The sequence below is a fragment of the Allobosea sp. NPDC055332 genome, from assembly GCF_053645455.1.
Map to the genome: position 1 here is coordinate 589596 of NZ_JBSHMO010000001.1, position 26999 is coordinate 616594.

25 protein-coding genes are annotated in these 26999 nt (G+C 68.0%); 3 read left to right on the top strand and 22 right to left on the bottom strand.

Annotated elements, in window-relative coordinates:
* Window positions 1-14 precede the first annotated feature (14 nt).
* From recN to ACWIGM_RS03040, 8 genes are all read right to left on the bottom strand, one after another.
* Window positions 15-1703, bottom strand: coding sequence for a DNA repair protein RecN (gene recN, locus ACWIGM_RS03005; protein WP_454024438.1), 1689 nt, complete (start codon window positions 1701-1703; stop codon window positions 15-17).
* A gap of 39 nt (window positions 1704-1742) precedes the next feature.
* Window positions 1743-2645, bottom strand: coding sequence for an outer membrane protein assembly factor BamD (locus ACWIGM_RS03010; RefSeq protein WP_454024439.1), 903 nt, complete (start codon window positions 2643-2645; stop codon window positions 1743-1745).
* Window positions 2646-2812: 167 nt separating this feature from the next.
* Window positions 2813-3760: a UDP-3-O-acyl-N-acetylglucosamine deacetylase gene (lpxC, locus tag ACWIGM_RS03015; protein ID WP_454024440.1), complete on the bottom strand. Its 948-nt coding sequence runs from the start codon at window positions 3758-3760 to the stop codon at window positions 2813-2815.
* Between the two features lie 318 nt (window positions 3761-4078).
* A complete protein-coding gene (ftsZ, locus tag ACWIGM_RS03020) occupies window positions 4079-5788 on the bottom strand; it encodes a cell division protein FtsZ (protein ID WP_454024441.1) in 1710 nt (569 codons plus the stop codon).
* Between the two features lie 129 nt (window positions 5789-5917).
* Window positions 5918-7243 carry a cell division protein FtsA gene (gene ftsA / locus ACWIGM_RS03025; RefSeq protein WP_454024442.1) on the bottom strand — a complete coding sequence of 442 codons (1326 nt, stop codon included), beginning with the start codon at window positions 7241-7243 and terminating at the stop codon, window positions 5918-5920.
* Complete coding sequence (locus tag ACWIGM_RS03030; RefSeq protein WP_454024443.1) at window positions 7240-8169, bottom strand: cell division protein FtsQ/DivIB; 930 nt, start codon at window positions 8167-8169, stop codon at window positions 7240-7242. The genes ftsA and ACWIGM_RS03030 overlap by 4 nt, the downstream gene beginning before the upstream one ends.
* Before the next feature lie 2 nt (window positions 8170-8171).
* Window positions 8172-9086 (bottom strand): D-alanine--D-alanine ligase, encoded by a 915-nt coding sequence (locus tag ACWIGM_RS03035; protein WP_454024444.1) that lies wholly within the window; start codon window positions 9084-9086, stop codon window positions 8172-8174.
* A gap of 110 nt (window positions 9087-9196) precedes the next feature.
* Entirely contained in the window at window positions 9197-9715 is a 519-nt protein-coding gene (locus tag ACWIGM_RS03040; protein ID WP_454024445.1) for a MarR family winged helix-turn-helix transcriptional regulator, read from the bottom strand.
* A 113-nt stretch (window positions 9716-9828) separates the two neighbouring features.
* Here ACWIGM_RS03040 and ACWIGM_RS03045 point away from each other — a divergent pair, with 113 nt between their 5' ends.
* Window positions 9829-10413 (top strand): nitroreductase family protein, encoded by a 585-nt coding sequence (locus tag ACWIGM_RS03045; RefSeq protein WP_454024446.1) that lies wholly within the window; start codon window positions 9829-9831, stop codon window positions 10411-10413.
* Between the two features lie 34 nt (window positions 10414-10447).
* Window positions 10448-11347, top strand: a complete 900-nt coding sequence (locus tag ACWIGM_RS03050) for a DMT family transporter (protein ID WP_454024447.1) — start codon at window positions 10448-10450, stop codon at window positions 11345-11347.
* On the opposite strand, the gene murB is transcribed toward ACWIGM_RS03050, so the two are convergent.
* The 5 genes from murB to ACWIGM_RS03075 form a co-directional block, all read right to left on the bottom strand.
* Entirely contained in the window at window positions 11322-12245 is a 924-nt protein-coding gene (gene murB / locus ACWIGM_RS03055; protein WP_454024448.1) for a UDP-N-acetylmuramate dehydrogenase, read from the bottom strand. The genes ACWIGM_RS03050 and murB overlap by 26 nt on opposite strands.
* Complete coding sequence (gene murC, locus ACWIGM_RS03060) at window positions 12242-13654, bottom strand: UDP-N-acetylmuramate--L-alanine ligase (RefSeq protein ID WP_454024449.1); 1413 nt, start codon at window positions 13652-13654, stop codon at window positions 12242-12244. The genes murB and murC overlap by 4 nt, the downstream gene beginning before the upstream one ends.
* Window positions 13655-13675: 21 nt before the next feature.
* Window positions 13676-14776: an undecaprenyldiphospho-muramoylpentapeptide beta-N-acetylglucosaminyltransferase gene (gene murG / locus ACWIGM_RS03065; RefSeq protein WP_454024450.1), complete on the bottom strand. Its 1101-nt coding sequence runs from the start codon at window positions 14774-14776 to the stop codon at window positions 13676-13678.
* Window positions 14773-15912, bottom strand: coding sequence for an FtsW/RodA/SpoVE family cell cycle protein (locus ACWIGM_RS03070; RefSeq protein WP_454024451.1), 1140 nt, complete (start codon window positions 15910-15912; stop codon window positions 14773-14775). The genes murG and ACWIGM_RS03070 overlap by 4 nt, the downstream gene beginning before the upstream one ends.
* A 108-nt stretch (window positions 15913-16020) precedes the next feature.
* The gene (locus ACWIGM_RS03075) at window positions 16021-16647 is read right to left on the bottom strand and encodes a TetR/AcrR family transcriptional regulator (protein WP_454024452.1); all 627 of its coding nucleotides are present in this window, start codon (window positions 16645-16647) and stop codon (window positions 16021-16023) included.
* A 96-nt stretch (window positions 16648-16743) separates the two neighbouring features.
* On the opposite strand from ACWIGM_RS03075, the gene ACWIGM_RS03080 reads away from it, so the two are divergent.
* Entirely contained in the window at window positions 16744-17256 is a 513-nt protein-coding gene (locus tag ACWIGM_RS03080) for a DinB family protein (RefSeq protein ID WP_454024453.1), read from the top strand.
* Here ACWIGM_RS03080 and ACWIGM_RS03085 read toward each other — a convergent pair.
* From ACWIGM_RS03085 to ACWIGM_RS03125, 9 genes are all read right to left on the bottom strand, one after another.
* Complete coding sequence (locus tag ACWIGM_RS03085) at window positions 17253-17714, bottom strand: cupin domain-containing protein (protein WP_454024454.1); 462 nt, start codon at window positions 17712-17714, stop codon at window positions 17253-17255. The two genes, ACWIGM_RS03080 and ACWIGM_RS03085, sit on opposite strands and share 4 nt — an antisense overlap.
* Window positions 17715-17759: 45 nt before the next feature.
* Window positions 17760-19190 (bottom strand): UDP-N-acetylmuramoyl-L-alanine--D-glutamate ligase, encoded by a 1431-nt coding sequence (gene murD, locus ACWIGM_RS03090; RefSeq protein ID WP_454024455.1) that lies wholly within the window; start codon window positions 19188-19190, stop codon window positions 17760-17762.
* On the bottom strand, window positions 19190-20272 hold the full coding sequence (gene mraY / locus ACWIGM_RS03095; protein WP_454024456.1) for a phospho-N-acetylmuramoyl-pentapeptide-transferase: 1083 nt from the start codon (window positions 20270-20272) through the stop codon (window positions 19190-19192). Before mraY ends, murD begins: the two co-directional genes overlap by 1 nt.
* A gap of 17 nt (window positions 20273-20289) precedes the next feature.
* Window positions 20290-21714 (bottom strand): UDP-N-acetylmuramoylalanyl-D-glutamyl-2,6-diaminopimelate--D-alanyl-D-alanine ligase, encoded by a 1425-nt coding sequence (locus ACWIGM_RS03100; RefSeq protein WP_454024457.1) that lies wholly within the window; start codon window positions 21712-21714, stop codon window positions 20290-20292.
* On the bottom strand, window positions 21711-23183 hold the full coding sequence (locus tag ACWIGM_RS03105; protein WP_454024458.1) for a UDP-N-acetylmuramoyl-L-alanyl-D-glutamate--2,6-diaminopimelate ligase: 1473 nt from the start codon (window positions 23181-23183) through the stop codon (window positions 21711-21713). Before ACWIGM_RS03105 ends, ACWIGM_RS03100 begins: the two co-directional genes overlap by 4 nt.
* 165 nt (window positions 23184-23348) lie before the next feature.
* On the bottom strand, window positions 23349-25145 hold the full coding sequence (locus ACWIGM_RS03110; RefSeq protein ID WP_454024459.1) for a peptidoglycan D,D-transpeptidase FtsI family protein: 1797 nt from the start codon (window positions 25143-25145) through the stop codon (window positions 23349-23351).
* Entirely contained in the window at window positions 25142-25531 is a 390-nt protein-coding gene (gene ftsL, locus ACWIGM_RS03115) for a cell division protein FtsL (RefSeq protein WP_454024460.1), read from the bottom strand. The genes ACWIGM_RS03110 and ftsL overlap by 4 nt, the downstream gene beginning before the upstream one ends.
* A 2-nt stretch (window positions 25532-25533) precedes the next feature.
* Window positions 25534-26538 carry a 16S rRNA (cytosine(1402)-N(4))-methyltransferase RsmH gene (gene rsmH / locus ACWIGM_RS03120; RefSeq protein ID WP_454024461.1) on the bottom strand — a complete coding sequence of 335 codons (1005 nt, stop codon included), beginning with the start codon at window positions 26536-26538 and terminating at the stop codon, window positions 25534-25536.
* Window positions 26535-26993, bottom strand: coding sequence for a division/cell wall cluster transcriptional repressor MraZ (locus ACWIGM_RS03125; RefSeq protein ID WP_454024462.1), 459 nt, complete (start codon window positions 26991-26993; stop codon window positions 26535-26537). Before ACWIGM_RS03125 ends, rsmH begins: the two co-directional genes overlap by 4 nt.
* Window positions 26994-26999: the final 6 nt, after the last annotated feature.

Sequence of the window (26999 nt, forward strand, 5' to 3'; positions counted from 1 at the left end):
GGAAAGACGCTCAGCTAGCCGCGCATCCCGGCCGCATCGAGCAGCTTGCCGGCAGCCGCCCGCGCCTCCTCGGTGATCGAGGCGCCGGCGAGCATGCGGGCGATCTCCTCGCGCCGGCTGCCGTCCTGCAAGGGCGAGACGCGGGTGACGGTACGCTCATCCGCGCCTTCCTCGCCCTGCGCCGATTTCGCGATCAGGAAATGTTGCCCGGCCTTGGCCGCGACCTGCGGGGCATGCGTCACCGAGACGACCTGCACCCGCGCCGCCAGCCGCGCCAGCCGCTCGCCGATCGCATCCGCCACGGCGCCGCCGACGCCGGTGTCGATCTCGTCAAAGACCAGTGTCGGGGCCGAGCCGCGCTCGGCCAGCACCACCTTGAGCGCCAGCATGAAGCGCGAGAGCTCGCCGCCCGAGGCGACCTTCATCATCGGGCCGGGCCGCGTGCCCGGATTGGTCTCGACCCAGAATTCGACGCGGTCGAGCCCTTCCGGCCCGCGCCCATCGGGGTCGCTGTCGATCTGCGTGATGAACCTCGCCCGCTCCAGCTTCAGCGGCGGCAGCTCCGCCTTCACCGCGGCATCGAGCGCCGACGCTGCCCGGATGCGCCCGGCCGAGAGCGCCGTCGCCAGTGCGACATAGGCGGCTTCGGCCTCGGCGAGCTCGGCTTCCAGCCGCTTCAGCGAGCCCTCGCTCTCGTCGAGCGCGGCAAGGTCGGCCGCCATCGTCTCGGCCAGCGCCGGCAGGGCATCGACCGGCACGTCGAACTTGCGCGCCGCCGCCCGCAAGGCGAACAACCGCTCCTCGACCCGCTCCAGTACGCGCGGGTCGAACTCGGCGGCGCGCACCGCCGCCTGCAGGGTTTCTCCCGCCTCCTCGAGTGCGACCACCGCCGTGGTCAACGCGGCGATGGAGGGGTCGACCAGCTCCGGCGCCTGAGCCGCCCGCCGCTCTAGCCGGCGCAGCACGCCCGACAGCGCCCCGACCGGGGACGCCGTGCCGCCGACCGCCTCGAAGGCCTCGATGATATCTCGCGCCACCTTCTCAGCCGCCATCATGCCCTGGCGCTTGGCGGCGAGCGCCTCTTCCTCACCTGGCTCGGGCGCGAGCTTGCCGAGCTCGGCCACGGCATGGCGTAGGAAATCGGCCTCCTTGCGCGCCGTCTCGACCCGGATACGCTGGCTCTGCAGGGCTTGTCGCGCCTTCCTCAAAGTCTCGCTGGCGCGGGCGACCTCAGCCGCCTGCTCGCCGAGCTCTCCGAAGCCATCGAGGATGGTGCGGTGCTGGGCCGGGTCGGTCAGCGCCCGGTCGTCATGCTGGCCGTGGATCTCAACCAGCGCCGCGCCGATCATCCGCAGGATCTGGACACTGACCGGCTGATCGTTGACGAAGGCGCGGGTGCGACCGTCGGCATATTGCACGCGCCGCAGGATCAGGTCGCCGTCGGTGTCGATCTCCTGCGCCTGCGCGAGCGCGCGCGCCGGATGCGACATCGGCAGGTCGAAGACGGCGCTGACCTGGCCCTGGCTCTCGCCATGGCGCACGAGGCCGCCATCGCCGCGGGCGCCGAGCGCCAGCGCGAAACCGTCGAGCAGGATCGATTTGCCGGCGCCGGTCTCGCCGGTCAGCACGCTGAGCCCGTCCTCGAAACCCAAGTCGAGCCGGTCGATCAGAACGATGTCGCGGATCGAGAGCTGGGCGAGCATGGCGGCTCTGGAGCTGGCGGCTAGGCCGCACTCATGCGGTCAGCGGACCAGGCCGGTGACCGCGCGGGTGAAGCCGTTGAACAGCCGGCTGATATAGGAGCCGCGATCCTCGCGCGGCTGCAGGCCGCCGCTCTCGAGGAGGCTATAGGCGTCCTTGTACCAAGGGCTGTCCGGGAAGTTGTGGCCGAGCACCGCGGCGGCGGTCTGCGCCTCGTTGGTGATGCCGAGCGCCATATAGGCCTCGGTCAGGCGCATCAGCGCCTCCTCGGCATGGCGCGTGGTCTGGTACTTGGTGATGACCTCGCGGAAGCGGCTGACGGCGCCGGTATAGTTGCGCTTCTCCAGATAGAAGCGGCCGACATTCATCTCCTTGCCGGCGAGCTGGTCGCGCGCGACCAGCATCTTCTCGCGCACGTCGAGGACGTATTCCGACTTGGGATAGCGGTCGAGCAGCTCCTGCATGGCGCGCAGGGCCTGGTCGGTGCGGTCCTGATCGCGCGTCGCATCCGGGATCTGGTTGTAATAGGACATCGCCAGGATGTACTGCGCATAGGCCGCATCCGGGCTCGCCGGGTTCTGCGCCAGGAAGCGCTTCGAGGCGGTGATCGCGTCGTCGTATTTGGCCGCCTCGTAATTGGCGTAGGCGGTCATGATCAGGCCCCGCTTCGAATAGGGCGAGAACGGCGCCTGCTTGTCGATCTCCTCGAACTTCTTGTTCGCGCCCTCGGTGTCGCCGTTCTGGAGACGGGCGAGACCCTCATTGTAGAGCTTGTCGGCCGGGACCTCCGGCAGCACCTCGGGCTTGTAGGTCTCAGGCCGGTCGAACGGGTTGAGCGCGCTCATCGTGTCGCAGCCGCCGAGCGCAGCCGCGAGGGCGAAGGCCAGCGCAAGGCGCTTACCACCGCTCGCCGATTCGCCGGAGTTGAATGTCTTCAGCCGCATGACGCTCACTTCATCCGTCCTTGAAGCACCCCGTGCCAGGGCGCGCGAAATGGCTTTAGCTCAGAAGCAGCCTTTTCGCCAAGCGTGACGGGCGCTTCATGCAGTACGCTCGCCGTTTCCAACAGGAAACGGGCGAATGCAAGGCGTGGCGTCGCGTAATACCCTGCTCAGTGCAGGTCGGGCGCGAGCGCGGCAGGCACCGGGCCGGCCGCCATCTGCACCGCTTGATGCGCGTAGACCGGCTGCGCCTCGACGATCGCGTAGTTGGCGCGGTCGGCGAACAGGGCCTCGAGGATGCGGACATTCATGCGATGGCCGCCGCAATAGGAACGGAACTCGCCGAGGATCGGGTAGCCGGCCAGAGCGAGGTCGCCGACCGCATCGAGGACCTTGTGGCGCACGAACTCGTCGGCGTAGCGCAGGCCCTCGGGATTGATCACCTTGTCGTCGCCGATCGCGACGGTGTTGTCGAGCGAGGCCCCGAGCGCGAAGCCGGCTTTCCAGAGCTGCTCGACATCGCGCATGAAGCCGAAGGTACGGGCGCGGGAGATCTCGCGGGCATAAGCCTCGGGATCGAGATCGAAGATCTTGCGCTGGCGGCCGATCGCCTTGGTGTCGAAGTCGATCTCGACGTCGAGGCGGAAGCCGTTCTCGGACGGCGCCAGCTCGGCGAAGGCGCGGCCATGCTCGATCCGGACCGGGCGCAGCACCTTGAGGTAGCGGCGGGTCGCGCCGAGGGCGACGAGACCAGTCGATTCGATGGCAGCGACGAACTCGGCGGCGCTGCCGTCCATGATCGGCATTTCCGGGCCGTCGATCTCGATCAGCACATTGTCGAGCCCGAGGCCGGCGCAGGCCGACATCAGATGCTCGATCGTGGCGACGGAGCCGGACGCCTGGTCGCCAATCACCGTGCACAGCTCGGTGGCGCTGACCTTGTTGTGGCGGGCGTGGATCAGCTGCTCATGGCCGCCTTCGAGGCCCTTGCGCAAGAAGACGACGCCGGAATTGGCAGTGGAAGGCCGCAGCGTCAGGCAGGCGGGAGCCCCGGAATGAACGCCGATGCCTTGCAGGGTCACGGGCGAGCGTAGGGTCGTCTGCCGTTCAGCCATCATACTCAGTATCCGTCTCAAGCGCGACGATCTTCGGGCCAGCGCCTTGCGGCGCAACCTGTTCGACGATCGACGCGGTTCCCTGAATTGCCGCGAACTCGGGATTAATCCCGAATCCCCTTACCCGGTGATGCGCTGCAAGATACGCGCAGGCGCACAGGCTTCAAAATCACGCTTTCTTTCGCTCTGTAACAGAGGTTACAAAGCCATAAAACCTTAACCATCTGCTTGATGTATATGGTTTTTCAGTCGTTAAAAAAGGCCCGGCGGAAGGTTCCGCCGGGCCTTTTCGTTTAAACCGGTTGAACCGGATCCTGCAACTCAGTTCGACTGGCGGCGCAGGAAGGCCGGGATCTCCAGCTGGTCCTCTTCCGTATTGCGGGCCGGAGCGGCGCGGCCGAGCTGGTCGAGCTGGCCCTGGGCCGGCCGGGTCGCCGGCACCGGCGGGCGGCGCATGAACTCGGCATGCGCGGCGCTGGGGCCGGCGGCCGGGGCTGGTGGAGCCTGACGCGGGGCCGGAGCCGGCGGCGCCATCGGAACCTCGTGCTCGTCCTCCTTGCGGCCGAAGCCGACCGAGGCCAGGCGCTGCATCAGCGACATGCGCTTCTGCTCGACCGAGGCCGGCGCCGGAGCGGGCACCGCACCGCGGCTCTGCGCGATCTGATGCTGGGCCGGCAGCGGCAGGTCCTCGACGCGCGGCATGCGGGTCGGGCGGATCACGGCACGCTCGGGCATCGGCGGGATGAAGCTGTCCTCATGATGCGGCAGTGAGGTCTCGGGCATCGGCGCCTCGACGACCGGCGGGGCGACCATGGCCGGGCGCGGCTGGGCCGGCTCGATACGGACGTCGGCGGCGAAGCTCTGCGGGGCCGGCGCGGGAGCGCGGACCGGCTCGAGCATCATGGTCTCGGCGACGGGAGCCGGCATCGGCGCCGGAGCGAGAGGAGCTGCAGCGGAGGTGCGGACATTCGGGACGGCCGAGCGCAGCCGCGCCTCGGCCTTCAGCCGCTCGGCGACCTCGGCGATGCGGGCTTCGGTCGGGTCGAGCTCGCCCTGGGCGCTCATCGGCTTGTCGATGCCGGTGGCGACGACCGAGACGCGCATCGTGCCTTCCAGCGCCTCGTCGAAGGTGGCACCGACGATGATGTTGGCCTCGGAATCGACCTCCTCGCGGATGCGGGTGGCGGCTTCGTCGACCTCGTAAAGCTTCATGTCGCGACCGCCGGTGATCGAGATCAGCAGGCCGCGCGCGCCCTTCATCGAGACGTCGTCGAGCAGCGGGTTGTTGATCGCGGCCTGGGCGGCCGAGAGCGCGCGCTTCTCGCCCTGGGCCTCGCCGGTGCCCATCATCGCCTTGCCCATGCCGCGCATCACGGCGCGGACGTCGGCGAAGTCGAGATTGATCAGGCCGGGACGGACCATCAGGTCGGTGATGCAGGCGACGCCCGAGTAGAGCACCTGGTCGGCCATGCCGAAGGCATCGGCGAAGCCGGTGTTCTCGTTGGCGACGCGGAACAGGTTCTGGTTCGGGATGACGATCAGCGTGTCGACGGCTTCGTTGAGCTCGCCGATGCCGGCCTCCGCCATGCGCATGCGGCGCTGGCCTTCGAACTGGAACGGCTTCGTGACGACGCCGACGGTGAGGATGCCCATGTCGCGGGCGACGCGGGCGATCGCGGGAGCCGCGCCCGTGCCGGTGCCGCCGCCCATGCCGGCGGTGATGAAGACCATGTGCGCGCCGGCGAGATGGTCGCGGATCTCGTCGATCACCTCTTCGGCGGCCGCGCGGCCGACTTCCGGCTGCGAGCCGGCGCCGAGGCCCTCGGTGACCTGGAGGCCCATCTGGATGATGCGCGGGGCGCGGGCCAGTGCGAGCGCCTGCGCGTCGGTGTTGGCGCAGACGAAATCGACGCCGTCGAGACCGGCCTCGATCATGTTGTTCACGGCATTGCCGCCGGCGCCGCCGACACCGAACACGGTGATCCGGGGCTTGAGTTCCCGGATGTCCGGGGCTTGCAGGTTCATCGCCATGATTACCTCTTTCACTGTCTTGTCCGGCTCCTGGCGGGCCGTCCCGTCTTCCACGCCAGGGGCCGGAGCCCCGTTCTGCTGATACTCACCCCGGGTCGCTTCGCCCTTCGGCGGCGCGGCCCGCTACACTCAGAAGCTCTCGCGCAGCCAGCGGCCGACGCGGGAGAAGTAGCCATCGGTCGCGTGGGCGAAGAACGACGCCCCTGCCCGAGGCTCGAAATGTTCGACATGCGCGACCTGCGGGTAGACCAGGAGGCCGACCGCCGCCGCGAAGGACGGGCCCTTGCCCGCCTCCGGCAAACCCTTGATCCCGAGCGGGCGGCCGGTGCGGACCTGGCCGCCGAGCACGCGCCGCGCCACTTCCGGCATGCCCGTCAGCTGGCAGGCGCCGCCGGTCAGGACGACGCGCCGCCCGGCCTCCGCCTGGAAGCCGGCCGCCTTCAGCCGGTCGCGCACCAGTTCGAGGATCTCCTCGACGCGCGGCTTGATGATCCGCACCAGATGCGACTTCGACAGATGGTTCGGCGTGTCGCGCTCGTCGTCGTCGACCTGCGGCACCGCGATCATATCGCGCTCGTCGGACGGGCTGGCGATCGCCGAGCCGTGCAGCGTCTTCAGCCGCTCGGCCGCGGAGACGCGGGTCGAGAGCCCGCGCGCCACGTCCATGGTGATGTGGTTGCCGCCGACGGCGATCGCGTCGGCATGGGTCAGATGCCCACCGGAGAAGACACCGAGCGAGGTCGTGCCGCCGCCCATGTCGACCACGACGACGCCCATCTCGGCCTCGTCGTCGACCAGCACGGAGAGACCCGCCGCATAGGGGCTCGCGACCACTGCCTCGACCTCGAGATGGCAGCGCTCGACCGCGAGCATGACATTGCGCGCCGCCGCCGCTTCCGCCGCCACCACATGCATGTCGACCGAGAGCGAGCCGCCGATCAGCCCGCGCGGATCGAGCACGCCGGGCGAACCGTCGAGCGCGTAGCCGGTCGGCAGCGCATGCAGCACCGCCTTGCCCGGCCGGATCGCATGGGTCGCCGCCGCGGCAAGCACCCGCTTCACATCGGAGTCCCCGACCGAGCCGCCGCGCAGATCGACGCTGGCCTGGTAGTGCTGCGAGTTCAGCCGTCCGCCGGTCAGGTTGACGATGACGGACTGGACCTCGACCTTGGCCATGCGCTCGGCCGCGTCGACCGCGGCGCGGATGGCGCGCTCGGCGCTTTCGAGGTCGATGATCGCGCCGCCCTTGAGGCCGAGCGAGCGCTGATGGCCGATGCCGATGATGCGCGCGACATGGGTGCGCCCGCGCAGCCGCTCGTTCGCCTCGGCCGGATTCAGCTCGGCGATCAGGCAGACGACCTTGCTCGTACCGATGTCCAGAATCGACAAGGTCGCGCTCTTGCGCGACGACAACGGCCGCATTCGCGGGGTCAGGCCTTGCGAGGTCAAGCTCATGCCTCGCCGCCCTTCTTCTTGGTCTTGCTCTTGAGCTGTTCGGCCCGCGTGGTCGCGGCTTCTTCGGTCAGGCGCATGGTGACGCGGTCGGGCTGGCGCATGTCGATGGCGATCAGATCCTTTTCGCTGATTCGGAAGTCCTGCTCGAGGCTGGCCAGGCGCTTCAGCGCGGCGCCGGCGCCCTGCTCCGGCAGCCTGATGTCGGCGCCGGTGTCGAGCTTCAGGTTCCAGCGCCGGCCGGCGACGAGGCTGCCGGCCCGGATGCGCGAGGCGAAAGAGCCGGCCTCGCCGAGCAGCGCGAGGTATTCCTTCGCCTTGACGTTGGCGTCAGGGCCTACGACCAGCGGCAGATAGGCGAAACGCCCGTCGTCCATCTTGTCGATCACCGTGCCGTCCTGGGCGATCAGGAAGAGCTCGCCCTTGACCTGCCAGAGCGCATAGGGCTCGCGCTCGGTCAGGTTGATCGAGATCTCGCCGGGATAGAGCTTGCGGACCGAGGCCTCGCGGATCATCGGCGTCGCCTCGAGCCGCTTGCGCGCCTCGTCGGCATCGAAGAAGGCGAGCGAGATCTTCGGATCGATCCCGGCGGCGACCAGGACCTCGATCTCGGAAAGCCCGCTCAGGCCCGAGATGGTGATCCGGTCGATGCCGAGCCCGACGAGCCGGGCGAGCGCGTGCCTCGGCTCACCGTAGTTCTCGCGGAAGGTCTCGTAATGCCCACCCAGGATCGCGCCGCTCACGCCCGTGAGCACGAGGAAGCCGATCGCCAGGAAGGAGCCGAGCCCGCCCGGCAGCCGTTCGGCCAGCGGCACGGCGACGGCGCTGCGGCGCGAACCGCGGAACCAGCGGCGCGAGCGCTCGCCGACGAGGAGCTGTGGCCCCGTCACGCGCATCGGCAGGTTGGAGCCGGCGAACACCGGATCCACCTTCACCGATTCAAGGAGGCGTCCTCGACGATCCATTTGACGAGCTCACCGAAGTTCATGCCCGCATGGGCGGCTAATTCAGGCACCAGGCTGGTTTCGGTCATGCCGGGCTGCGTGTTGACCTCCAGCCAGACGAGCGTGTCGCTCTCGTCGTCGTAGCGGAAATCTGAACGGCTGACGCCGCGGCACCCGATTGCTTGATGGGCCGTTAACGCACACTCTTCGATTTGGCGGTAAAGATTCGGTAAAATTTGCGCCGGGCAGATGTGGATTGAGCCGCCTTTGGCATATTTGGCGTCGTAGTCGTAGAAGTCGCCCGTCGCCGCCCGAATCTCCGTTACCCCCAAGGACTTGCCGTCCATCACCGCGCAGGTCAGCTCGCGCCCGGCGATGAAGGTTTCGGCCAGCATGGTCTCGCCACAGGGCCAGTCTGGCCGGGCGATCTCCTGGGGCGGGTGCTCGCGGCCTTTCTTAACGATCACCACCCCGACCGAGGAGCCTTCGTCGATCGGCTTGATCACATAGGGCGGCGGCAGGACATGCCGTTTCGCCGCCTCGAAACGCGAGACGGTGACGCCCTTCGCCACCGGCACGCCGGCGGCGGCCACGACCATCTTCGCCTTGTCCTTGCGGATGGCGAGCGAGGAGGCGAGCACGCCGGAATGGGTATAGGGGATGCCGAGAATCTCGAGCACGCCCTGGATGGTGCCGTCCTCGCCGAAGCGGCCGTGCAGGGCGTTGAAGGCAACGTCGGGCTTCAGCTTCGCCAGCACCTCCGCGACGTCGCGGCCGACCTCGACATGCGTGACGCGATAGCCGACGCCTTCGAGCGCCCGGGCACAGGCCGCGCCGCTGCGGAGGCTGACCTCACGCTCGACCGACCACCCGCCCATCAGCACTGCGACATGCTTGCTCATCAAGGTTCCTGACACCGAACTCCTGGGTCCGAACCTGATCCGACATGGTTAACGACGCGTTAACGATGTGCCCTGCCGGTTAATGCGCGAGCAGCTGTTGCGCGCCGGACTCACTCCCCTTCCCCGGCCGCGACCTTGGCCAGCAGCGCCTTGAGCTGCTCCCGTTCCGCCCGATCGAGCGCGGAGAGCAGCCGCTCCTCGGTCGCCACATGCGAGACCACCAGCCGCTCGATCAGCGCAAAACCTTCGGACGTCAGCACGATGCGCAGGCTGCGACGATCCTGTGGATCGGCCTGCCTTGCGATCAGCCCGCGCTTCTCCAGCCGGTCGAGCCGATTCGTCATCGCCGAGGTCGATAGCATCATGTCCTTGGCGAGCTCCGACGGGGTCAATGAGCCGCCGCGCTCGCCCTGACGGCGCAGGGTCATCAGCACATCGAAACCAGCGAAATCGAGCTCGGCCCCGGCGAGATTGCCGGCCAACCCCTGGCGAATCCGCTCGCCCGCACGCCAGACCGCACCACAGACCGCCATCGGGCTGGGATCGATGTCCGGCCGCGCCACGCGCCACTGGGCCAGAATCGAATCCAGCGGTCCACCCTGCCCGTTCACCTCGTCAGCTTGACTCATCGAAATCCTGCGCCTAATTATCCGTCATCAAATAATTTGATATCAAATTATCTGACATCGGATCAACCCTAGCAGCCGCCCATCGCGGCCGCAAATCGGCCGAGAGCAAGACGATGACGGACAGAACCGCTGCATTCCCGATTGACCCGATTTTCATCGAGCGCTGGTCGCCGCGCGCCTTCCATCCGGAGGCAATGCCCGCCGAGGCGCTGCTGACCATTCTGGAAGCCGCCCGCTGGGCTCCGTCCGCCTATAATGTGCAGCCCTGGCGCTTCCTCTATGCCCTGCGCGACGATGCGCATTGGCCGCGCTTCGTTTCGCTGCTCGACAGCTTCAACCAGAGCTGGGCCGGATCGGCCTCCGCCCTCGTCTTCCTGCTGTCGGATACGGGGTCGGACGATGCCGCGCAGCAGCCGCAGGCTTCGCCGATCCGCAGCTTCGACACCGGCGCCGCCTGGTCGCACATCGCCCTGCAGGCGGTCCGGCTCGGCTATCACGCCCACGCAATGGCGGGCATCGAGTTCGAAGCGGCCCGCGAGGTGCTGGCTGTCCCACCCCGATTCCGCATCGAGATCGCCGTCGCGCTCGGCCGCCGGGCCGATCCCGAGACACTGCCGCCACAGCTGCGCGAGCGCGAATGGCCGAGCCCACGGCGTCCCCTGGCGGAAACCGCCTTCTCCGGCTCCTTCCCGGCCTGAGTGCCGTAACTGTTCATCCCGAAAGGTCACGACCATGGCCGACAACAAGACCCGCATCCTGTTCGCGACGATCCTGGCGCCCATCCTCTGGGGCTCGACCTATGTCGTCTTCACCCAGACGCTTCCGGTCGAGCACCCGCTGCTCGTCGGCGCGCTGCGCGCTTTGCCGGCCGGCATCCTGCTGATGCTGCTCGGTCCTGGCCTGCCGCCGCGCGACAAGCTCCTGCCGCTCGCCATCATCGGCTTTGCCAATATCGGCCTGTTCTTCGGCATGCTCTTCCTCAGCGCCTCGCGCCTGCCCGGCGGGCTCGCCGCGACGCTCGGCTCGATGCAGCCGCTGATCGTCGCCTTCCTCGCCTGGCCGCTGCTGCTGCGCAGGCCCGGCCTCGGACAGGTGCTCGCCGCGCTCGCCGGCACGCTCGGAGTCGGCCTGCTCGTGATCGACGATACCGTGAAGCTCGACGCGATCGGGGTCATCGCTGCCCTGATCGGCGCCGCCTCGATGGCGACCGGCACCGTGCTGATCGAGCGCTGGGGCAAGGTCGGCACGCCGCTGGCGCTCGCCGCCTGGCAGCTGACGCTCGGCGGGCTGCTGCTCCTGCCGGTCGCGCTTCTGGTCGAGGGCCTGCCGCCCATGCCGACCCTGCGCAACCTCGTCGGCCTGAGCTATCTCGTCGTGATCGGCACCGCCTTCGCCTATTGGCTCTGGGTGCGCGGCATCGCCACGATCGGCACGGGCGTCGCCTTCCTCAGCCTGCTCAGCCCGCTGGTCGCGACCTTCCTCGGCGCCGCCTTGCTCAATGAATGGTTCAACGCCCAGCAATGGCTCGGCATCGCCATCATCTTCGGCTCGACCGTTGCCGGCATCATGCTGTCACGGCGCAAGGCCGGCGAAACGGTGGTGCCAGTCAGGCCGCAACACCAAAGCGCTTGATCTCCCAGTGCAACTCGTAGCCTGAGTTGTCCTTGACCCGGCGGCGGACCTCTTCGCCCAGTCCCTCGATATCGGCGGCGCTCGCACCGCCGGTATTGATCAGGAAGTTGCAGTGCATCTCGGAAACCTGCGCCCCGCCGATGCGCAGGCCGCGGCAGCCGGCGGCATCGATCAATTGCCAGGCCTTGCCGCCGTCGGGGTTCTTGAAGGTCGAGCCGCCGGTGCGCTCCTTGATCGGCTGCGCCGCCTCGCGCGCCGAGGTCACCCGGTCCATCTCGGCCAGGATCGCGGCCTGCTCGCCCGGCCGGCCCTGGAACAGCGCCGAGGTGAAGATGATGTCACCCGGTGCCATGCTGTTGCGGTAGCTGAAACCCATATCGGCATGCGACAGCGTCACGATCTCGCCCTTGCGGGTGACGCCGCGCGCCTCGACCAGCACATCGGTGGTCTCGCCGCCATGCGCGCCGGCATTCATCCTGAGTGCTCCGCCGATGCAGCCGGGAATGCCACGATAGAAGGCGAGCCCGTCGAGCGAAGCGTCGGCCGCGGCCCGCGCCACCTTCACGTCCGGTACGGCGGTGCCGGCACGCAGCCGGTCGCCGTCCTCGCGGGCGATCTCACCGAAGGCCTTGCCGGCGAGGCGGATGACCACGCCGGGAATGCCGCCATCGCGCACGATCAGGTTCGAACCGAGGCCGACCACGGTGACCGGGATCTCGGCCGGCAACTTGCCGAGCAGATAGGCAAGATCGGCCTCGTCGGCCGGGGTGAACAGAATTTGCGCCGGCCCGCCGACGCGGAACCAGGTCAGCCCCGCCATCTCCTGATTGGCGAGCAGCCGTCCGCGCAGCTCGGGCGCGGCAGCACGGATGTCGGGAGTAATGTCAGGGAAGCTCACTGCTTCGCCCCCAGAGCCGCCAGCTCGCCCGGCAGCGCATACGCCCATTGCGTGATGTTACCCGCGCCGAGGCAGACCACGTAATCCCCCGGCCCTGCCAGCTCGGCGACCATGCCGGCGAGCCTGTCGGGGGATTCGAGCGGCAGGGTATGGCGATGGCCGCGCGCCTTGATCGCCGCCACCAGCGAATCGCGATCCGCTCCTGCGATCGGCTGTTCGCCGGCCGCATAGGTGTCGGCGATGATCACCGAATCCGCATCGTTGAAGCAGGCGGCGAAGTCGGCGAACAGGCTCGACAGGCGGCTGTAGCGATGCGGCTGCATCACTGCGATCACCTTGCCCTTGGTCGAGGCACGCGCCGCCTTCAGAACGGCGGCGATCTCGACCGGATGGTGGCCGTAATCGTCGAAGATCAGCGCGCCGTTCCATTCGCCAGTCCTGGTGAAGCGGCGCTTGACCCCGCCGAAGCCGGCGAGCCCGGCGCGGATCTGCTCGACGGGAACGCCGAGATCATAGGCGACGGCGATGGCGGCAGTGGCGTTGAGCGCGTTGTGGTGACCCGGCATCGGCATGATGAGGTCGCGCACCACCTCCTCGCGGCCGCGCTTGCGGTCGCGGATCAGCAGCGTGAACTTAGACTGGCCTCCGGAGAGGTCGATGTCGAGCAGGCGGAAATCGGCCTGCGGGTTCTCGCCATAGGTGATGACCCGGCGGTCCTCGATCTGGCCGACCTGCTCCTGCACGGTCGGGTGGTCGATGCACATCACCGCGAAGCCATAGAAGGGCAGGTTCTCGACGAAGGCGCGGAAGGCCGCCTTGATCGCGTCGAACGAGCCGAAATGGTCGAGGTGCTCGGGGTCGATATTGGTGATGATCGCGACGTCGGCCGGCAGCTTCAGGAAGGTGCCGTCCGATTCGTCGGCCTCGACCACCATCCAGTCGCTCTCGCCCATGCGGGCATTGGTGCCGTAAGCATTGATGATGCCGCCATTGATCACGGTCGGGTCGAGCCCGCCCTTCTCGAGCAGGGTCGCGACCAGCGAGGTCGTGGTCGTCTTGCCATGCGTGCCGGCGATGGCGACGCAGGACTTCAGCCGCATCAGCTCGGCCAGCATCTCGGCGCGGCGCACCACCGGCAGGCGCTTTTCGCGCGCCGCCATCAATTCGGGATTGTCGCGCTTGATCGCAGTCGAGACCACCACGACCTCGGCATCGCCGATATTCTCGGCCTTGTGGCCGACGAAGGTGGTGATGCCCTTCTCGGCCAGGCGCTTGACGTTGGCGCCGTCGGAGGCGTCCGAGCCCTGCACCTTGTAGCCGAGATTGTGCAGGACTTCGGCGATGCCGGACATGCCGATACCGCCGATGCCGACGAAATGGATGGAGCCGAGCTTCGGCGGCAGCTTCATGATGGATACGTCCTGCGATGATCAGCCTTGGGCGGTCTGCAGCACGAGCCGCGCCAGGCGGTCGGCCGCATCCGGTATGCCCGCGCTCTTGGCCGCCTGAGCCATCGCCGTCAAGCGCAACGGCTCGGCGAGGAGCATCGAAAGCTCGGCGGCGAGGCGCCGCGGCGAGAAATCGTTCTGCAGGATCATCATCCCTCCGCCAGCTCTCGCGAGCACCGTGGCATTGGCGGCCTGGTCCTGGTCGAGCGAGCCCGGCAACGGCACCAGCAGCGACGGCCGGCCGATCACCGTGAGCTCGGCGATGGTCGAGGCGCCGGAGCGCGCGACCACCAGATGCGACGCCGCCATCCGCGCCGGCATGTCCTTGAAGAAGGGTGCCAGCTCGAACTTGATGCCGAGCGAGGAATAGATCTTGCGCACCCGCTCGTCGTCCTCGGCCCGCGCCTGCTGGACGATCGACAGGCGGCTGCGCTCTTCTGCCGAGAGCAGTTGCATCGCCGGCGGCACGATGTCGGCCATCACCCGCGCGCCCTGGCTGCCGCCGAAGACGAGCAGGTTGAGCCGCCCCTCCGGTTCGGCATAGGGCGAGGCCGCCTCAATCACCGCCGGCCGCACGGGATTGCCGACCTGCGTGCATTTTGCCGCCTGCTCCGGCGTCAGCCCGCCGACCTCGGCGAAACCGGTGGCGATCCCCTTGACCCGGCTGGCGAGGAAGCGGTTGGCCCGGCCGATCACCGCGTTCTGCTCGTGTACCATGGTCGGCACGCCCATCAGCGCCGCAGCGAACACCGGCGGCACCGTCGGATAGCCGCCGAAGCCGACGACGATGGCTGGCCTGAGCTGCTTGATCGCCTGACGTGCGGCAAGCCCACCCTTCAGCAGCACCAGCGCCGCCTTGGCCATCGCGATGGGTGACTTGCCCGAGGGCGTCGCCGCCGGCACGGCATGGATCGACTCGGCCGGGAAATTGCCGGCGTATTCGGCAGCGCGCGTATCGGTGATCAGCGCCACCCTGGCGCCGTGGCTGTGCAAGGCGTGGCTCAGCGCCTCCGCCGGGAAGAGGTGCCCGCCCGTGCCGCCGGCGGCGAGCACGACGAGCGGCGCCTGCGCTCCTGCGCTCACGAGCGCCGCCCCGTCTCGCCGAAGCTTCCGGCGCGTGGTCGCTTGCGGGTCAACGCCAGCAGAAAACCGGTGCCGAGCGCCAGCGAGATCAGCGAGGAGCCGCCATAGGAGATGAACGGCAGGGTCATGCCCTTGGCCGGCATCATGTGCAGGTTGACCATCATGTTGATCGCCGCCTGGATGCCGAAGAGCAGGGCGAGGCCGGTGACACCGAGGCGCACGAACGGATCCTCGGCCCGCTGCGCCACGAACAGCGCCCTGAGCACGATGACCGCGAAGAGCAGCACCAGCACCATGCAGACGACGATGCCGAATTCCTCGGCCGTCACCGCGAAGATGAAGTCGGTATGGGCGTCGGGCAGGATGCGCTTGACCGTGCCCTCGCCCGGGCCTTTGCCGAACCAGCCGCCCTGGGCAAAGCTCTCCAGCGCCGTGTCGACCTGGAAGGTATCGCCCGAGCCCTTGTCCATGAAGCGCTCGATGCGGGCGCGGACGTGCGGGACGAGTTCATAGGCGATGAACAGACCGACCGCGCCGACGCCGCCTAACCCCATCACCCAGAACCAGTGCAGGCCCGCCACGAAGAACAGGCCGGCCCAGACCAGGGTGATCAGGATGGTCTGGCCGAAATCGGGCTGCAGCACGAGCGGCACGATGGTGATCGGCAGCAGCAGGAAGGCGATGATCGTGCCTGGCAGCTCCGGCCGGCGGTGCCCCTCGGAAAAGGCCCAGGCCGCGAGCACGACGAAAGCGGGCTTGAGGAACTCGGAGGGCTGCACCGAGCCGAGCGGGCCGAGCGTCAGCCAGCGCTTGGCGCCCTTGACCTCGACGCCGAAATAGAGCGTGCCGACCACGCCAGCGAGAGAGAACAGGAAGATGACCAGCGCGATCCGTCGCACCTGGCGCGGCGCCAGCAGCGAGGTCGAGAGGAAGATCGCCAGCGCCACCAGGAGATAGACCACCTGGCGATTGACGAAGTGGAAGGTCGAGAGGCCCAGCCGCTCGGCGACCGGCGGGCCGCCTGCCATCAGCAGCACCACGCCCGAGACCATCAGCGTCACCAGCGTCGTCAGGATGACGCGGTCGATCGACCACCACCAGCGGCCGCTCAGGCTCGGTTCTGCGCGCGAGACCATCGTTTACAAGGCTCCGTACCGGGCAGGCAGATCGAAGGCGCCCGCTCCGGCGAATCACTCTGTCAATGAATGGTTAACCGATTGATTCCGATGCAGGCGATCGCGCCGTCACGCTTGCGATCGCCGCGGCTTGTCCACTGGCGCCTCGCCCCGATCTCCCAGATAGGCGCAGATCATCCTGACGAGCTCGCCGCGCAACGCCGGCTCACGCAGCCTGCCACGGCGCGCCGCGTTGTGGATCACGCCGTCGATGGCGTCGGAGATGACGAGCCCGATCGTCGACGCGGGAACACCCCGATCATACGATCCGTAGACAGTCGCCGCTTCCGTGTAGAGGGCAAGGTACCGCGCCTCGATCTGGCTGTTCTGGTCCCGATAGGCCTCAAGGCCCGGCGCTTCGTCCAGCAGGACCCGGTGCAGCCCCGGATGGATGCTGTGCGCCGCAATGAGGTTGGCCACCAGGGTGTCGACGAATTCCGTGAGGGATTGTGCCTTCGCCAGAGCGCTCCTAACGGCATCGAGGCTGTCGTCGATATGCCCCCGCCGGATAGCATCGACCAGCGACAGCTTGTCGGGGAAGTACTGGTAGAGCGAGCCGATGCTGACGCCGGCGGCATCGGCGACTTTGTTCGTCGTGAAGCCGCCCCAGCCCTGCTCGCTCAGAATGCGAGCCCCGGCCTCGACCACCGCCTCGACCGTCGCCCGCGAGCGTGCCTGGCGCGGCTCCTTGCGCATCGCGAACCGCCCCTTGGCAATGCGAGTAGACAATTCTGGCGTCCCGACCCCGAATATGAGGACATTACTCACATTTATCGGGTGGAGCCAACGACCATGAGCGAGATGCTGCAGACCCTCTATGGCTATCAGGCCTGGGCGAACCGCGACCTGCTCGACAAGCTGGCTTTGCTCGACGGAAAGGCGCAGGCGGCCGAACGCGAGATCGCGCTGAGGCTCGTCAGCCACCACCATGTCGTCGCCCGCATCTTCGCCGCGCACCTGACCGGCGCGGACCATGGCTACACCTCGGACAACACGGTCGAGACGCCGCCCCTCGACGAACTCCGGGCGGCGGTCGCGGCGACTGACCGCTGGTACCAGGATTATGCCCGGACGGTCACGCCGGAAGCGCTGTCCGAAGCGATCACGTTCAGCTTCACCGATGGCGACAAGGGCTGCATGACACGGCAGGAGATGCTGCTGCACGTCGCCCTGCATTCGGCCGTTCATCGCGGTGAGGTTTGCCGCATCCTATGGCAGCTCGCGATCACGCCGCCCTGGGACACCCTCGCGGTCTACCTGCACCAGTCGGAGCCGGCGCGGCGCCGGCCGAGCACGGCAGCTTAAGCGTCGGGATAGAACGTGCCGTCCTTGTGCACGAAGCGCCCGTCGGCATTGGCGCTCATCATGTCGATGTCGGAGCATGTAGTCAGGTCTGCTGCCTGGCGGCTGCCGACTTCGAGATAGATCGCGACCTTGTCCGAGCGGTTGATCATGTGGTGGCCGTTGCCGCTGTTCTTGGCGAAGGCGGCGCAATCGCCGGCACGCAGCACCGTCTCGCCCTGATCCTCGACCAGCACCAGTTCGCCTTCGAGCAGGTAGACGAACTCGTCTTCATGCGAATGCCAGTGCCGCTGGCTCGACCAGCCACCCGGCGGCAGCCGCATCAGGTTGACGCCGAAATCGCTGAGCCCTCCGGCATTGCCGAGCCGCTGGCGGATGCGTTCGGCGCAGGGGGCATCGAAGGGCTTCGGGTAGCCCGAGCCCTTGCGCTCTGGCACGGCTGCGACGTCGATCTTGGGCATAGACGGGCACCTCCGGATGGTGGCTGCCCGCAACCTATCACGCGGCTAGCGTGTTGCGACCGCCTCGAACCCCGGCAGCGCCTTGACCAGCGCGCGGAAAGCATCGCCCCGTACCTCGAAGTTCGGGAACTGGTCATAGGAGGCGCAGGCCGGCGAGAGCAGAACGGCGATCTCGCCGCTCCCCTCCCGCGCCAGCGCCGCCTTCGTCGCAGCGGCGACCGCGACGTCGAGCGTGCCGCTGCGCTCGTAAGGAACGCGGCCATCATCGTCGAAGGTCGCGGCGAAGAGGTCGCTCGCCGCGCCGATCAGATAGGCGCGGGCGATGTTGGGGAAGTAGCGCCTGAGCGACTCGATCCCGCCTTCCTTGGCCTTGCCACCGAGGATCCAGAAGGTCTCGCGGAAGGAGGTCAGCGCCTTCTCGGTCGAGTCGGCATTGGTCGCCTTGGAATCGTTGATGAAGACGACGCGGCCGATCCGGCCGAGTTCCTCCATGCGGTGCTTCAGCCCGGGATAGCTCCTGAAGCCGGCGGCGATCTCCTCGGCGGTCAGGCCGAGCACCGCGCAGGCGGCGAAGGCAGCTGCGGCATTCTGGGCATTGTGGCTGCCGCGCAAGCTGCCGATGCCGGCGAGATTGGCGACGACCTTCGGCTTGCCGTCCCTGACTTCGACGATCCGCGTATCGAGCTGGCCGGCATTGGCGGTGACGCCGGCGAAGACGCCCTCGTCGAGCGGCTGCTCGCCGCTGATCTTGACCAATGGCTTGCCCGAAGCGGCACGCCGCCGCGCCATCTGCTTCGAGGGCTCATCGTCGACGCCGATCACGGCGATGTCGGAGGCGACGACCAGCCGCTCCTTGATCGCGCCATAGGCCTCGAAGGTGCCGTGCCGGTCGAGATGATCCGGCGTCAGGTTCATCTGGATGCCGACGCTCGGCTTTATGGAGGGGGCCAGATCAATCTGAAAAGTAGAGCACTCGACAACATGGATGCGGTTGTTGGCCGGCGGCTCCAGCGCCAGCACGGCGGTGCCGATATTGCCGCCCATCTGCACGTCGCGGCCGGCCGCTTCGAGCACATGCGCGATCAGCGCCGTCGTGGTCGACTTGCCATTGGTGCCAGTGATGCAGATCACCGGCGCAGCGGGCGCGATCTTCGCCCGCTCCAGGAAGAACAATTCGATGTCGCCGATCACCGGGACATCAGCCGCTTTGGCCTTCTCCACCGTCCAGTGCGGCGCGGGGTGGGTCAGCGGCACGCCGGGCGAGAGCACGAAGGCGGCAAAGCCGGACCAGTCCGCGGCCGTGAGATCGATGATGGAGAGCCCCTCGGCTGCCGCCTTGTCACGGCTCGCCTGATTGTCGTCCCAACAGGCGACCTTAGCCCCGCCGGCAACGAGCGCGCGCGCCGTCGCCAGGCCCGAGCCACCGAGGCCGAACAAAGCGAGGGTCTTGCCGGCGAAGACTGTGACGGGTGTCATCAACGCAGCTTCAGCGTGGCGAGGCCGACCAGCGCCAGCACCACCGAGATGATCCAGAAGCGGATCACCACCTGCGGCTCGGTCCAGCCCAGCTTCTCGAAATGGTGGTGGATCGGCGCCATCAGGAAAACGCGCTTGCCGGTGCGCTTGAACACCGCGACCTGGATGATCACCGAGAGCGCCTCGACCACGAACAGGCCGCCGACGATGGCGAGCACGACCTCGTGCTTGATCGCGACTGCGATGGTGCCGAGCATACCGCCTAGGCCGAGCGAGCCGGTGTCGCCCATGAAGATCTGGGCCGGTGGCGCGTTGAACCAGAGGAAGCCGAGCCCCGCCCCCATCATCGCGCCGCAGATCACGGCGAGCTCGCCGACGCCGGGCACATGGTGGATCTGCAGATAGTTGGCGAAGATGGCGTTACCGGCGAGATAGGCGATGAAGCCGAAAGTGCCGGCCGCGATCATCACCGGCACGATGGCGAGCCCGTCGAGCCCGTCAGTCAGGTTCACCGAATTGCCGGCGCCGACCACGACGAAGGCGGTGACGAGCGGGAACAGGATGCCGAGCGGGATCATCAGCTCCTTGAGGAACGGCATGGCGAAGCCGCTGGCGATCGAGGGCGGGCTGACCTGCATGATCGCCGTGCAGGCGATGAGCGCGATAACGATCTCGAGGCCGAGGCGCGCCTTGCTGGAAAAGCCCTTATGCGACTGCTTCGTCACCTTGAGGAAGTCGTCATAGAAGCCGATCGCGCCATAGCTCGCGGTCACGCCGAGCACGATCCAGACATAGGGATTGCGTAGGTTTCCCCAGAGCAGCGTCGCGACAAACAGCCCGGTAAGGATCATCAGCCCGCCCATGGTCGGCGTGCCGCGCTTGGCGAGGTGCGATTCCGGACCGTCGGTACGGATCGGCTGGCCCTTGCCCTGCTTGATCCGGAGCCAGGAGATCGCCGCCGGCCCGAAGAAGAAGACGAAGAGCAGCGCCGTCGCGGTCGCCCCGCCGGCGCGGAAGGTGATGTAGCGGAAGACGTTGAGGACCGGGAAGTGCACCGCGAAGTCGGCGAGCCAGACCAGCATCGAATTCTATTCCCTACTCAGTCGTCGGCCTGGACGACCGGAAAGCGAGCCGTCATCGCCTTGACGATCGGCCCCATGCGCGTACCGAGCGAGCCCTTCACCGTGACGACGTCACCGGCGCGGACCGCGTCGAGCACATAGGGCTCGAGGCTGCTCGCCTGTGCGGCATAAGCGCCGCGGCGGTGCGAAGGCAAGGCGTCGTAGAGGGATCTCATCAGCGGGCCACAGGCGAAGACGAGGTCGATGCCGTTGCCGGTGACCGCGTCGGCGAGCCCCTTGTGCAGCTCCGGCGCGGTTTCGCCGAGCTCCAGCATGTCGCCGAGCACGGCGATGCGACGCCCTCTGCCGGCCACCGGCATGCGCCCGAGATTCTCGATCGCAGCCCGCATCGAGGCGGGGTTGCCGTTATAGCTCTCGTCGATCAGCGTGAACGGCCCCGCCGGCGCGTGCAGCACCTGCCGCGCGCCACGGCCGGACGGCGGCACCAAATCGCCGAGCGCCAATGCGGCGAGGGCGAGATCGGCGCCGAGCGCTTCAGCCGCCGCCAGCACGGCGAGCGAATTGAGGACAATGTGCTTGCCCGGGCTGCCGAGCTTGTAGGTTACCGCCCGGCCCATCACGCTGGCATTGGCGGTCGAAACGTCCGGCTTCAGCGCGCAGCCGAGCAGCCGCACATCCGCCTGTTCGCTCTCGCCGAAGGAGATGACGCGCCCTGCCCCGGCGGCGAGCGCCAACTCGCGCAAGAGGCTGGTCTGCGCGATGTCGGCATTGATGATCGCGGTGCCACCGCGTTTAAGCCCGCCGAAGATCGCCGCCTTCTCGCGGGCAATCCCCTCCAGCGACTCGAAGGCGGCAAGATGCACTGGCTGGATCGTGGTGATCACGGCGACATCGGGCTGGACCATCTTCGCCAGCGGCAGAATCTCGCCCGGAGCGTTCATGCCGATCTCGTAGACGCCGTAGCGGACATCGCGCGGCGTCCGCGTCAATGTCAGCGGCACGCCCCAATGGTTGTTGTAGGAAGCGACCGGCGCATGCGTCTTGCCCTGGCGCGAGAGTACGAGCCGCAGCGCCTCCTTGGTGCCGGTCTTGCCAACCGAGCCGGTCACCGCAACGACCCTGGCGGTCAATTCTGCCCGGCGCGCCATGCCCGCCTGTTCCATGCCGCGCAGCACGTCGGGGACGATGGCCAGCGGCGCGTCGGTCGGGAAGGCCCCGGCATGCACCTCGTCGACCACGGCGAGCGCCGCGCCCTTGTCGAGCGCGGCCGTGACGAAGTCATGGCCGTCGCGGACGCCCGTGATGGCGAAGAAGGCATCGCCCGGCTCGAGCGTGCGCGTGTCGATCGACGCGCCGGTCACTGCAGCCGGCACAGGCCCTTGCGAACGGGCGCCCATCGCCTCGGTCAGGCGCGCGCCGGTCCACAGTGGTTCGGTGGTCATCCCCGTCTTCCCCCAGCCAAGGCCGCGATCGCCTCCCGGACCACCTCATGGTCCGAGAACGGCAGTGTCCGATCGCCGATGATCTGGCCGCTTTCATGGCCTTTTCCGGCAACGACGAGGACATCCCCAGACTGCAGCAGCGTGACACCGGCCATGATCGCCTCGGCCCGGTCACCGATCTCCTCGAGACGCTCCGGCGCCGCCGCCAGCACCTCGGCGCGGATCGCTGCCGGGTTCTCGCTGCGCGGATTGTCGTCGGTGACGATCGCAATATCTGCGCCGTCGGCGGCGATCTTGCCCATCAGCGGGCGCTTGCCGCGATCGCGGTCGCCGCCACAGCCGAAGACGCAGATCAGCCGGCCGCTGGCATAGGGCCGTAGCGTCTTGAGCACAGCCGCGAGCGCATCTGGCTTGTGGGCATAGTCGACCACGACCAGCCCGCCATTGTGCTCGCCGACGCGTTCCAGCCGACCCGGCACGCCCTGCAGGCCGGCGATGGCACGCACCGAGGCCGCGGCATCCTCGCCCGTCGCGATCGCGAGCCCGGCGGCGACCAGCGCATTGCCGGCCATGAAATCGCCGACCAGCGGCAGCACGATCTCCATCGCCGCACCGTCGACGGCAACGGTCAGGCGCTGCAAGAAGCCGTCGCGGGCGACATCGAGCAGCTTCAGGCGATCGCCGCCCCGGCCGATGCCGATCACCGGATGACCGCCGGCTTTCGCCGCGGCTTCGGCCTTGTCCGCATAGGGCTCGTCGCGATTGATCACCACCGGCGCGCCGGCCGGCAGCAGCTCCCACAGCCGCAGCTTGGCCGAGAGATAGTCCTCGACGCTCGGATGGTAGTCGAGATGGTCACGGCCGAGATTGAGGAAGGCCCCGGCAGCGAGCCTGACGCCATCGAGGCGATGCTGGTCGAGCCCGTGCGAGGAGGCTTCCATGGAGAGATGCGTGACGCCGTCGGCGGCGAGCCTGTCCAACGACGCATGCAGTGAAATCGGGTCCGGCGTGGTCAGCGAGCCGTAATCGGCCCCGTCTTCGGTGACGATGCCGATCGTGCCGACGCTAGCAGCCTTGCGCCCGAGCGCCTTGAAGATCTGGCGGGTGAATTCGGCGACGGAGGATTTCCCGCTGGTGCCGGTGACGGCGACGACCGTGCCGGGCTGGCGCGAATGCACCTTGGCAGCAGCCAGCGAGAGAGCGAGGCGCGGATCCCTGACCTGCGCATAGGCGATCCCGGCCGGCAAATCGGCTGGGCGTGGCCCGCTCGAGACGATCGCGATCGCACCGTGCCGGACAGCGTCACTGATGAAGCGCGCACCGTCGGCCTTGGCGCCGGCGAGCGCGACAAAGGCCTCGCCGGGCACAACCTTGCGGCTGTCGAAGGCGAGGCCGGCGACGCGGCGCTCGCTCGCCTCCGGAAACGCCCCGGGAAAGAGCTGGCCGAGGCTGAAGCCGGATTGGGTCATCTCACTACCAAAGTCCTTCGGCCCAGAGTCCGTTCGAAAGCTCGTCAGGGCGTGGCGAGAATGGGGTTTTTCGAGCATCGGAGCGGAGCGTACTCAAGTACGTGAGCACCGAAGCGCAGACAAACGCCATTCGCAGCCCGCCCTCACGAATTTGCGGGCGGGCTCTTACCTGGAACCCCAGGCGCCCAGCCTGGCCATCAGCGGGAACGGCGCCGGCGGCGGGTCGAAGCGCGGTGCCATGCCGAGGATGGGCGCTGCCCGCTCGATGACCTTGCCGGTGGTCTTGCCGGCGTTCCAGGCCGCGGTCGAGTAGCCGCCGCTCTCGGCATAGCCCTTCGGCTCGTCGTAGATGGCGAGGAAGACATAGCGCGGCTTGTCCGAGGGCGCGATCGCGGTGAAGGTCGTGAAGTTCTTGTTCTTGGCGTAGCGGCCGTTGATGACCTTCTCGGCCGTGCCGGTCTTGCCGCCGACGAAATAGCCCGGGATGTTCGCGAATCGGGCCGAGCCCTTCTCGCCGTTGATGCGCATGATGTAGCGCATCGCCTCCGAGGTCTCCGGCTTGATCACGCGGATCGCGTCCTTCTTGGCCTCTTCCTCGGTGCGCTTCAGGAAAGTCGGCTTGATCAGGTAGCCGCCATTGACCAGCGCGCCGACCGCGGCCAGCGCCTGGAGCGGCGCCACCGCGAGGCCGTGGCCGAAGGCGATCGTCGCCGTGTTGATCTCGCCCCAGCGCTGCGGGACGATCGGCGCGGCGCTTTCCGGCAGCTCGGTCGTCATGCGGTCGAGCTGCATCATCTTCTTCAGGAAGGCCTTGTGGCCCTCGACGCCGACCGAGAGCGCCATCTTGATCGAGCCCATGTTCGACGAATGCAGGAACACCTCCGGCACCGTCAGCGTGCGGCCGGTACCGTGATATTCCTTGATCACCTGTCGGCCGAACCGCATCATGCCGCCGGCGGTCGAATAGCTCGAATTGATGTTGGCCTTGCCGGAATCGAGCGCCATCGCGATGGTCAGCGCCTTGAAGGTCGAGCCCATCTCGTAGACGCCGACATTCATCCGGTTGATCCGGTCCTTCTCCAGTGCGTCGACCGGGTTGCCGGGGTCGAAATCGGGCAGCGAGACCAGCGCGATCATCTCGCCGGTGTTGACGTCCATGATGGCGCCCGCCGCCGCGATCGCCCGGTATTTCTCGATGCCCTTGACCAGCTCGTCGCGCAGCAGGTGCTGGACGCGCATGTCGATCGAGAGCTGCACCGGCTTGAGGTCGGACGCCTGCACCGCAAAGCCCGCGCCGTTCAGGTCCTGCAGCCCCTGCGAGTCGATGTACTTCTCGATGCCGGCGATGCCGACATTGTCGACATTGGCGAAGCCGAGCACATGGGCGGCGACATTGCCGTTCGGATAGACGCGCTTGTTCTCCGGCACGAAGCCGACGCCGGGAATGCCCAGCCGGTGGACCTCGGCCTGCTGGCGCGGCGTGATCTCGCGCTTGACCCAGACGAAGCCCTTCTTGGTGCTGAGCTTGTCGCGCAGTTCCTTGGCGTTGAGGTCGGGCAGGACCGCGGTCAGGAGCTCGGTCGCCTCGTCCTTGTCGAGGATGTTGCGGGGCTCGGCGAAGACCGAGACGGTGCGGATATCGGTGGCGAGCTGGACGCCGTTGCGGTCGAGGATGTCGGGGCGCGCCGCCGAGATCGCGTTCGAGGTGGCGCGGCGCAGGCCGACCTGATCGCCCGGGAAGGCACCGAGCATGACGAGCCGGACGACGATCGCCACGAACAGCCCGCTGAAGCCGAGGATGACGAGGCCGACGCGCGGCTCGCTCTTCTCGCCGCTCATCCGGAAGATGTCGCGCAGCCATTCAGTGCGGAAGCGCCATTTGCGCTTCGCCACCTCGGGCTTGGCGACCGTCGGCGCGACGATCTCGGGTGCCCCGGCCTGGTTGTTGACCTCCTGGCTCATGGGCGGGCTCCCGGCGTCGTCGCGGTGTTGCTCTTGCGGTCCCTCGGCGTCTCGGTCGGCAGGCCGAGGCCGAGATCCTCGAGCTTGCGGCCGATCGAATCCACCTTCGGCCCGCGATTGGGGATGTCGGACAGACGCACGATCTGCGCCGTCGTCAGCGGCTGCAGGTCAAGATGCTTGTCGGCCAGCGCCTGCAGCCGCTCCGGGCGGTTGAGGAACTGCCACTCGGCCTTCAGCACCGCGATCGCCTCGCGCTCGCGCTGGGCCTTGGCCTTCAGCTTCTGCAGCTGCTCGGCCTGCAACGTCGTCTCGTATTTGATCGAGTAGGCATAGAGCGCCGAGGAGACCAGCGCGCCGATGGCAATGACATGCAAGAGCTTGATCACGCTCAGCTCCTCCGGCGGGTTTGCGGCGCGGGCACGACGGCGAGGCCGATCAGGTCGGGATCGGGCGCACGCGGCGGTGCCTCGGTCCGTTCGGCCGCCCGCAATTTGGCCGAGCGGGCGCGCGGATTGGCCCTGGTCTCGGCCTCGGATGGCGCGATCGGTCCCTTGGTGACCAGCCTGAACGTCGCCGGTGCCGCCGCCATCGCCGGGGCGTGGCGTGAGCCGGCCGGCGCCCTGCCCGAGCGCTCGGTGAAGAACTGCTTGACGATCCGGTCCTCGAGCGAATGGAAGGTGACGACGGAAAGCCGCCCGCCCGGCCCAAGCGCGGCCTCGGCGCCGTGCAATGCCCGGACCAGCTCGCAGAGCTCGTCGTTCACCGCGATGCGCAGGCCCTGGAAGGTCCGCGTCGCCGGATGGGCTCCCCCCGGCTCGCCCCGGACGATGCCAGCGACGAGGTCGGCGAGCTGCTTCGTCGTGGTGATCGGCGCCTTGCGCCTCGCCTCGACGATGGCGCGCGCCACGGCGCGCGAGCGCCGCTCCTCGCCGTAATGGTAGATGATGTTGGCGAGCACGCCTTCATCGGCCTCGTTGACGAGCTCGGCCGCGCTCTGCCCGCCCGCCTCCATGCGCATGTCGAGCGGCCCGTCGAAACGGAAGGAAAAGCCACGCTGCGCCTGGTCGAGCTGCATCGAGGAGACACCGATATCGAGCACGACGCCGTCGAGCGGGGTCATCTTGAAGCGCTCGGCCTCCTCGGCCAGGGCGCCGAAGCGGGCTTCGGCGAGGGTCAGCCGCCCGTCCATCGCCGCAACGAGGCCGGCGCCGCCGGTGATCGCGCTCGGATCGCGATCCAGCGACAGCAGCAGCGCCTTCGGCTCGCGCTCGAGCAATGCGCGCGAATAGCCGCCGGCGCCGAAGGTGCCGTCGAGATAGCGGCCGCCGGCTTTCAGGGCGAGCGCATCGAGCGCTTCTTCCATCAGCACCGGGATATGTGGTTCGCTGGTCATGCCGCCGGCCTCGCGCCGAGTGTGCGCCGGACGTCGCGCAGCTTCGCCCTGGCTTCCTCGAGATGCGCCTTGAAGCGCTCCGGTTCCCAGATCTGGAACTTGTGCCCCTGCCCGACGAAGGTGACGGTGTCGCCGATGCCGGCATGCGCCTTCAGCGTCTCGCTCAGCATGATCCGCCCTTCGGGATCGACCTTCAACACCTCGGAGGTGCCGTTCAGCGCCGTCGAGAGCGACTCCCACTCCTCCGAGAAGGGCGAGAAGCGCGACAGGATCTCGTCGATCGTCGCCCGCAGCGCATGGCCGCCGCAATCGAGACTGAACTGGTCGAGCGCCGGATAGACGTAGAGCCCCTCGTAGCCGTCCTTCGCCAGCACGGCCCGGAACGGGGCCGGGATCGAGACCCGCCCCTTGGCATCGAGCTTGTTGGTGAAATGGGAGACGAAGCGGTCCGTCAACGCCGC

What these genes read in the sequence shown, in the direction of transcription:
- recN (WP_454024438.1), bottom strand. Translation starts at nt 1,703, where the DNA reads ATGCTCGCCCAGCTCTCGATCCGCGACATCGTTCTGATCGACCGGCTC.
- ACWIGM_RS03010 (WP_454024439.1), bottom strand. Translation starts at nt 2,645, where the DNA reads ATGCGGCTGAAGACATTCAACTCCGGCGAATCGGCGAGCGGTGGTAAG.
- lpxC (WP_454024440.1), bottom strand. Translation starts at nt 3,760, where the DNA reads ATGATGGCTGAACGGCAGACGACCCTACGCTCGCCCGTGACCCTGCAA.
- ftsZ (WP_454024441.1), bottom strand. Translation starts at nt 5,788, where the DNA reads ATGGCGATGAACCTGCAAGCCCCGGACATCCGGGAACTCAAGCCCCGG.
- ftsA (WP_454024442.1), bottom strand. Translation starts at nt 7,243, where the DNA reads ATGAGCTTGACCTCGCAAGGCCTGACCCCGCGAATGCGGCCGTTGTCG.
- ACWIGM_RS03035 (WP_454024444.1), bottom strand. Translation starts at nt 9,086, where the DNA reads ATGAGCAAGCATGTCGCAGTGCTGATGGGCGGGTGGTCGGTCGAGCGT.
- ACWIGM_RS03040 (WP_454024445.1), bottom strand. Translation starts at nt 9,715, where the DNA reads ATGAGTCAAGCTGACGAGGTGAACGGGCAGGGTGGACCGCTGGATTCG.
- ACWIGM_RS03045 (WP_454024446.1), top strand. Translation starts at nt 9,829, where the DNA reads ATGACGGACAGAACCGCTGCATTCCCGATTGACCCGATTTTCATCGAG.
- ACWIGM_RS03050 (WP_454024447.1), top strand. Translation starts at nt 10,448, where the DNA reads ATGGCCGACAACAAGACCCGCATCCTGTTCGCGACGATCCTGGCGCCC.
- murC (WP_454024449.1), bottom strand. Translation starts at nt 13,654, where the DNA reads ATGAAGCTGCCGCCGAAGCTCGGCTCCATCCATTTCGTCGGCATCGGC.
- ACWIGM_RS03070 (WP_454024451.1), bottom strand. Translation starts at nt 15,912, where the DNA reads ATGGTCTCGCGCGCAGAACCGAGCCTGAGCGGCCGCTGGTGGTGGTCG.
- ACWIGM_RS03075 (WP_454024452.1), bottom strand. Translation starts at nt 16,647, where the DNA reads ATGCGCAAGGAGCCGCGCCAGGCACGCTCGCGGGCGACGGTCGAGGCG.
- ACWIGM_RS03080 (WP_454024453.1), top strand. Translation starts at nt 16,744, where the DNA reads ATGAGCGAGATGCTGCAGACCCTCTATGGCTATCAGGCCTGGGCGAAC.
- ACWIGM_RS03085 (WP_454024454.1), bottom strand. Translation starts at nt 17,714, where the DNA reads ATGCCCAAGATCGACGTCGCAGCCGTGCCAGAGCGCAAGGGCTCGGGC.
- murD (WP_454024455.1), bottom strand. Translation starts at nt 19,190, where the DNA reads ATGACACCCGTCACAGTCTTCGCCGGCAAGACCCTCGCTTTGTTCGGC.
- mraY (WP_454024456.1), bottom strand. Translation starts at nt 20,272, where the DNA reads ATGCTGGTCTGGCTCGCCGACTTCGCGGTGCACTTCCCGGTCCTCAAC.
- ACWIGM_RS03100 (WP_454024457.1), bottom strand. Translation starts at nt 21,714, where the DNA reads ATGACCACCGAACCACTGTGGACCGGCGCGCGCCTGACCGAGGCGATG.
- ACWIGM_RS03105 (WP_454024458.1), bottom strand. Translation starts at nt 23,183, where the DNA reads ATGACCCAATCCGGCTTCAGCCTCGGCCAGCTCTTTCCCGGGGCGTTT.
- ACWIGM_RS03110 (WP_454024459.1), bottom strand. Translation starts at nt 25,145, where the DNA reads ATGAGCCAGGAGGTCAACAACCAGGCCGGGGCACCCGAGATCGTCGCG.
- rsmH (WP_454024461.1), bottom strand. Translation starts at nt 26,538, where the DNA reads ATGACCAGCGAACCACATATCCCGGTGCTGATGGAAGAAGCGCTCGAT.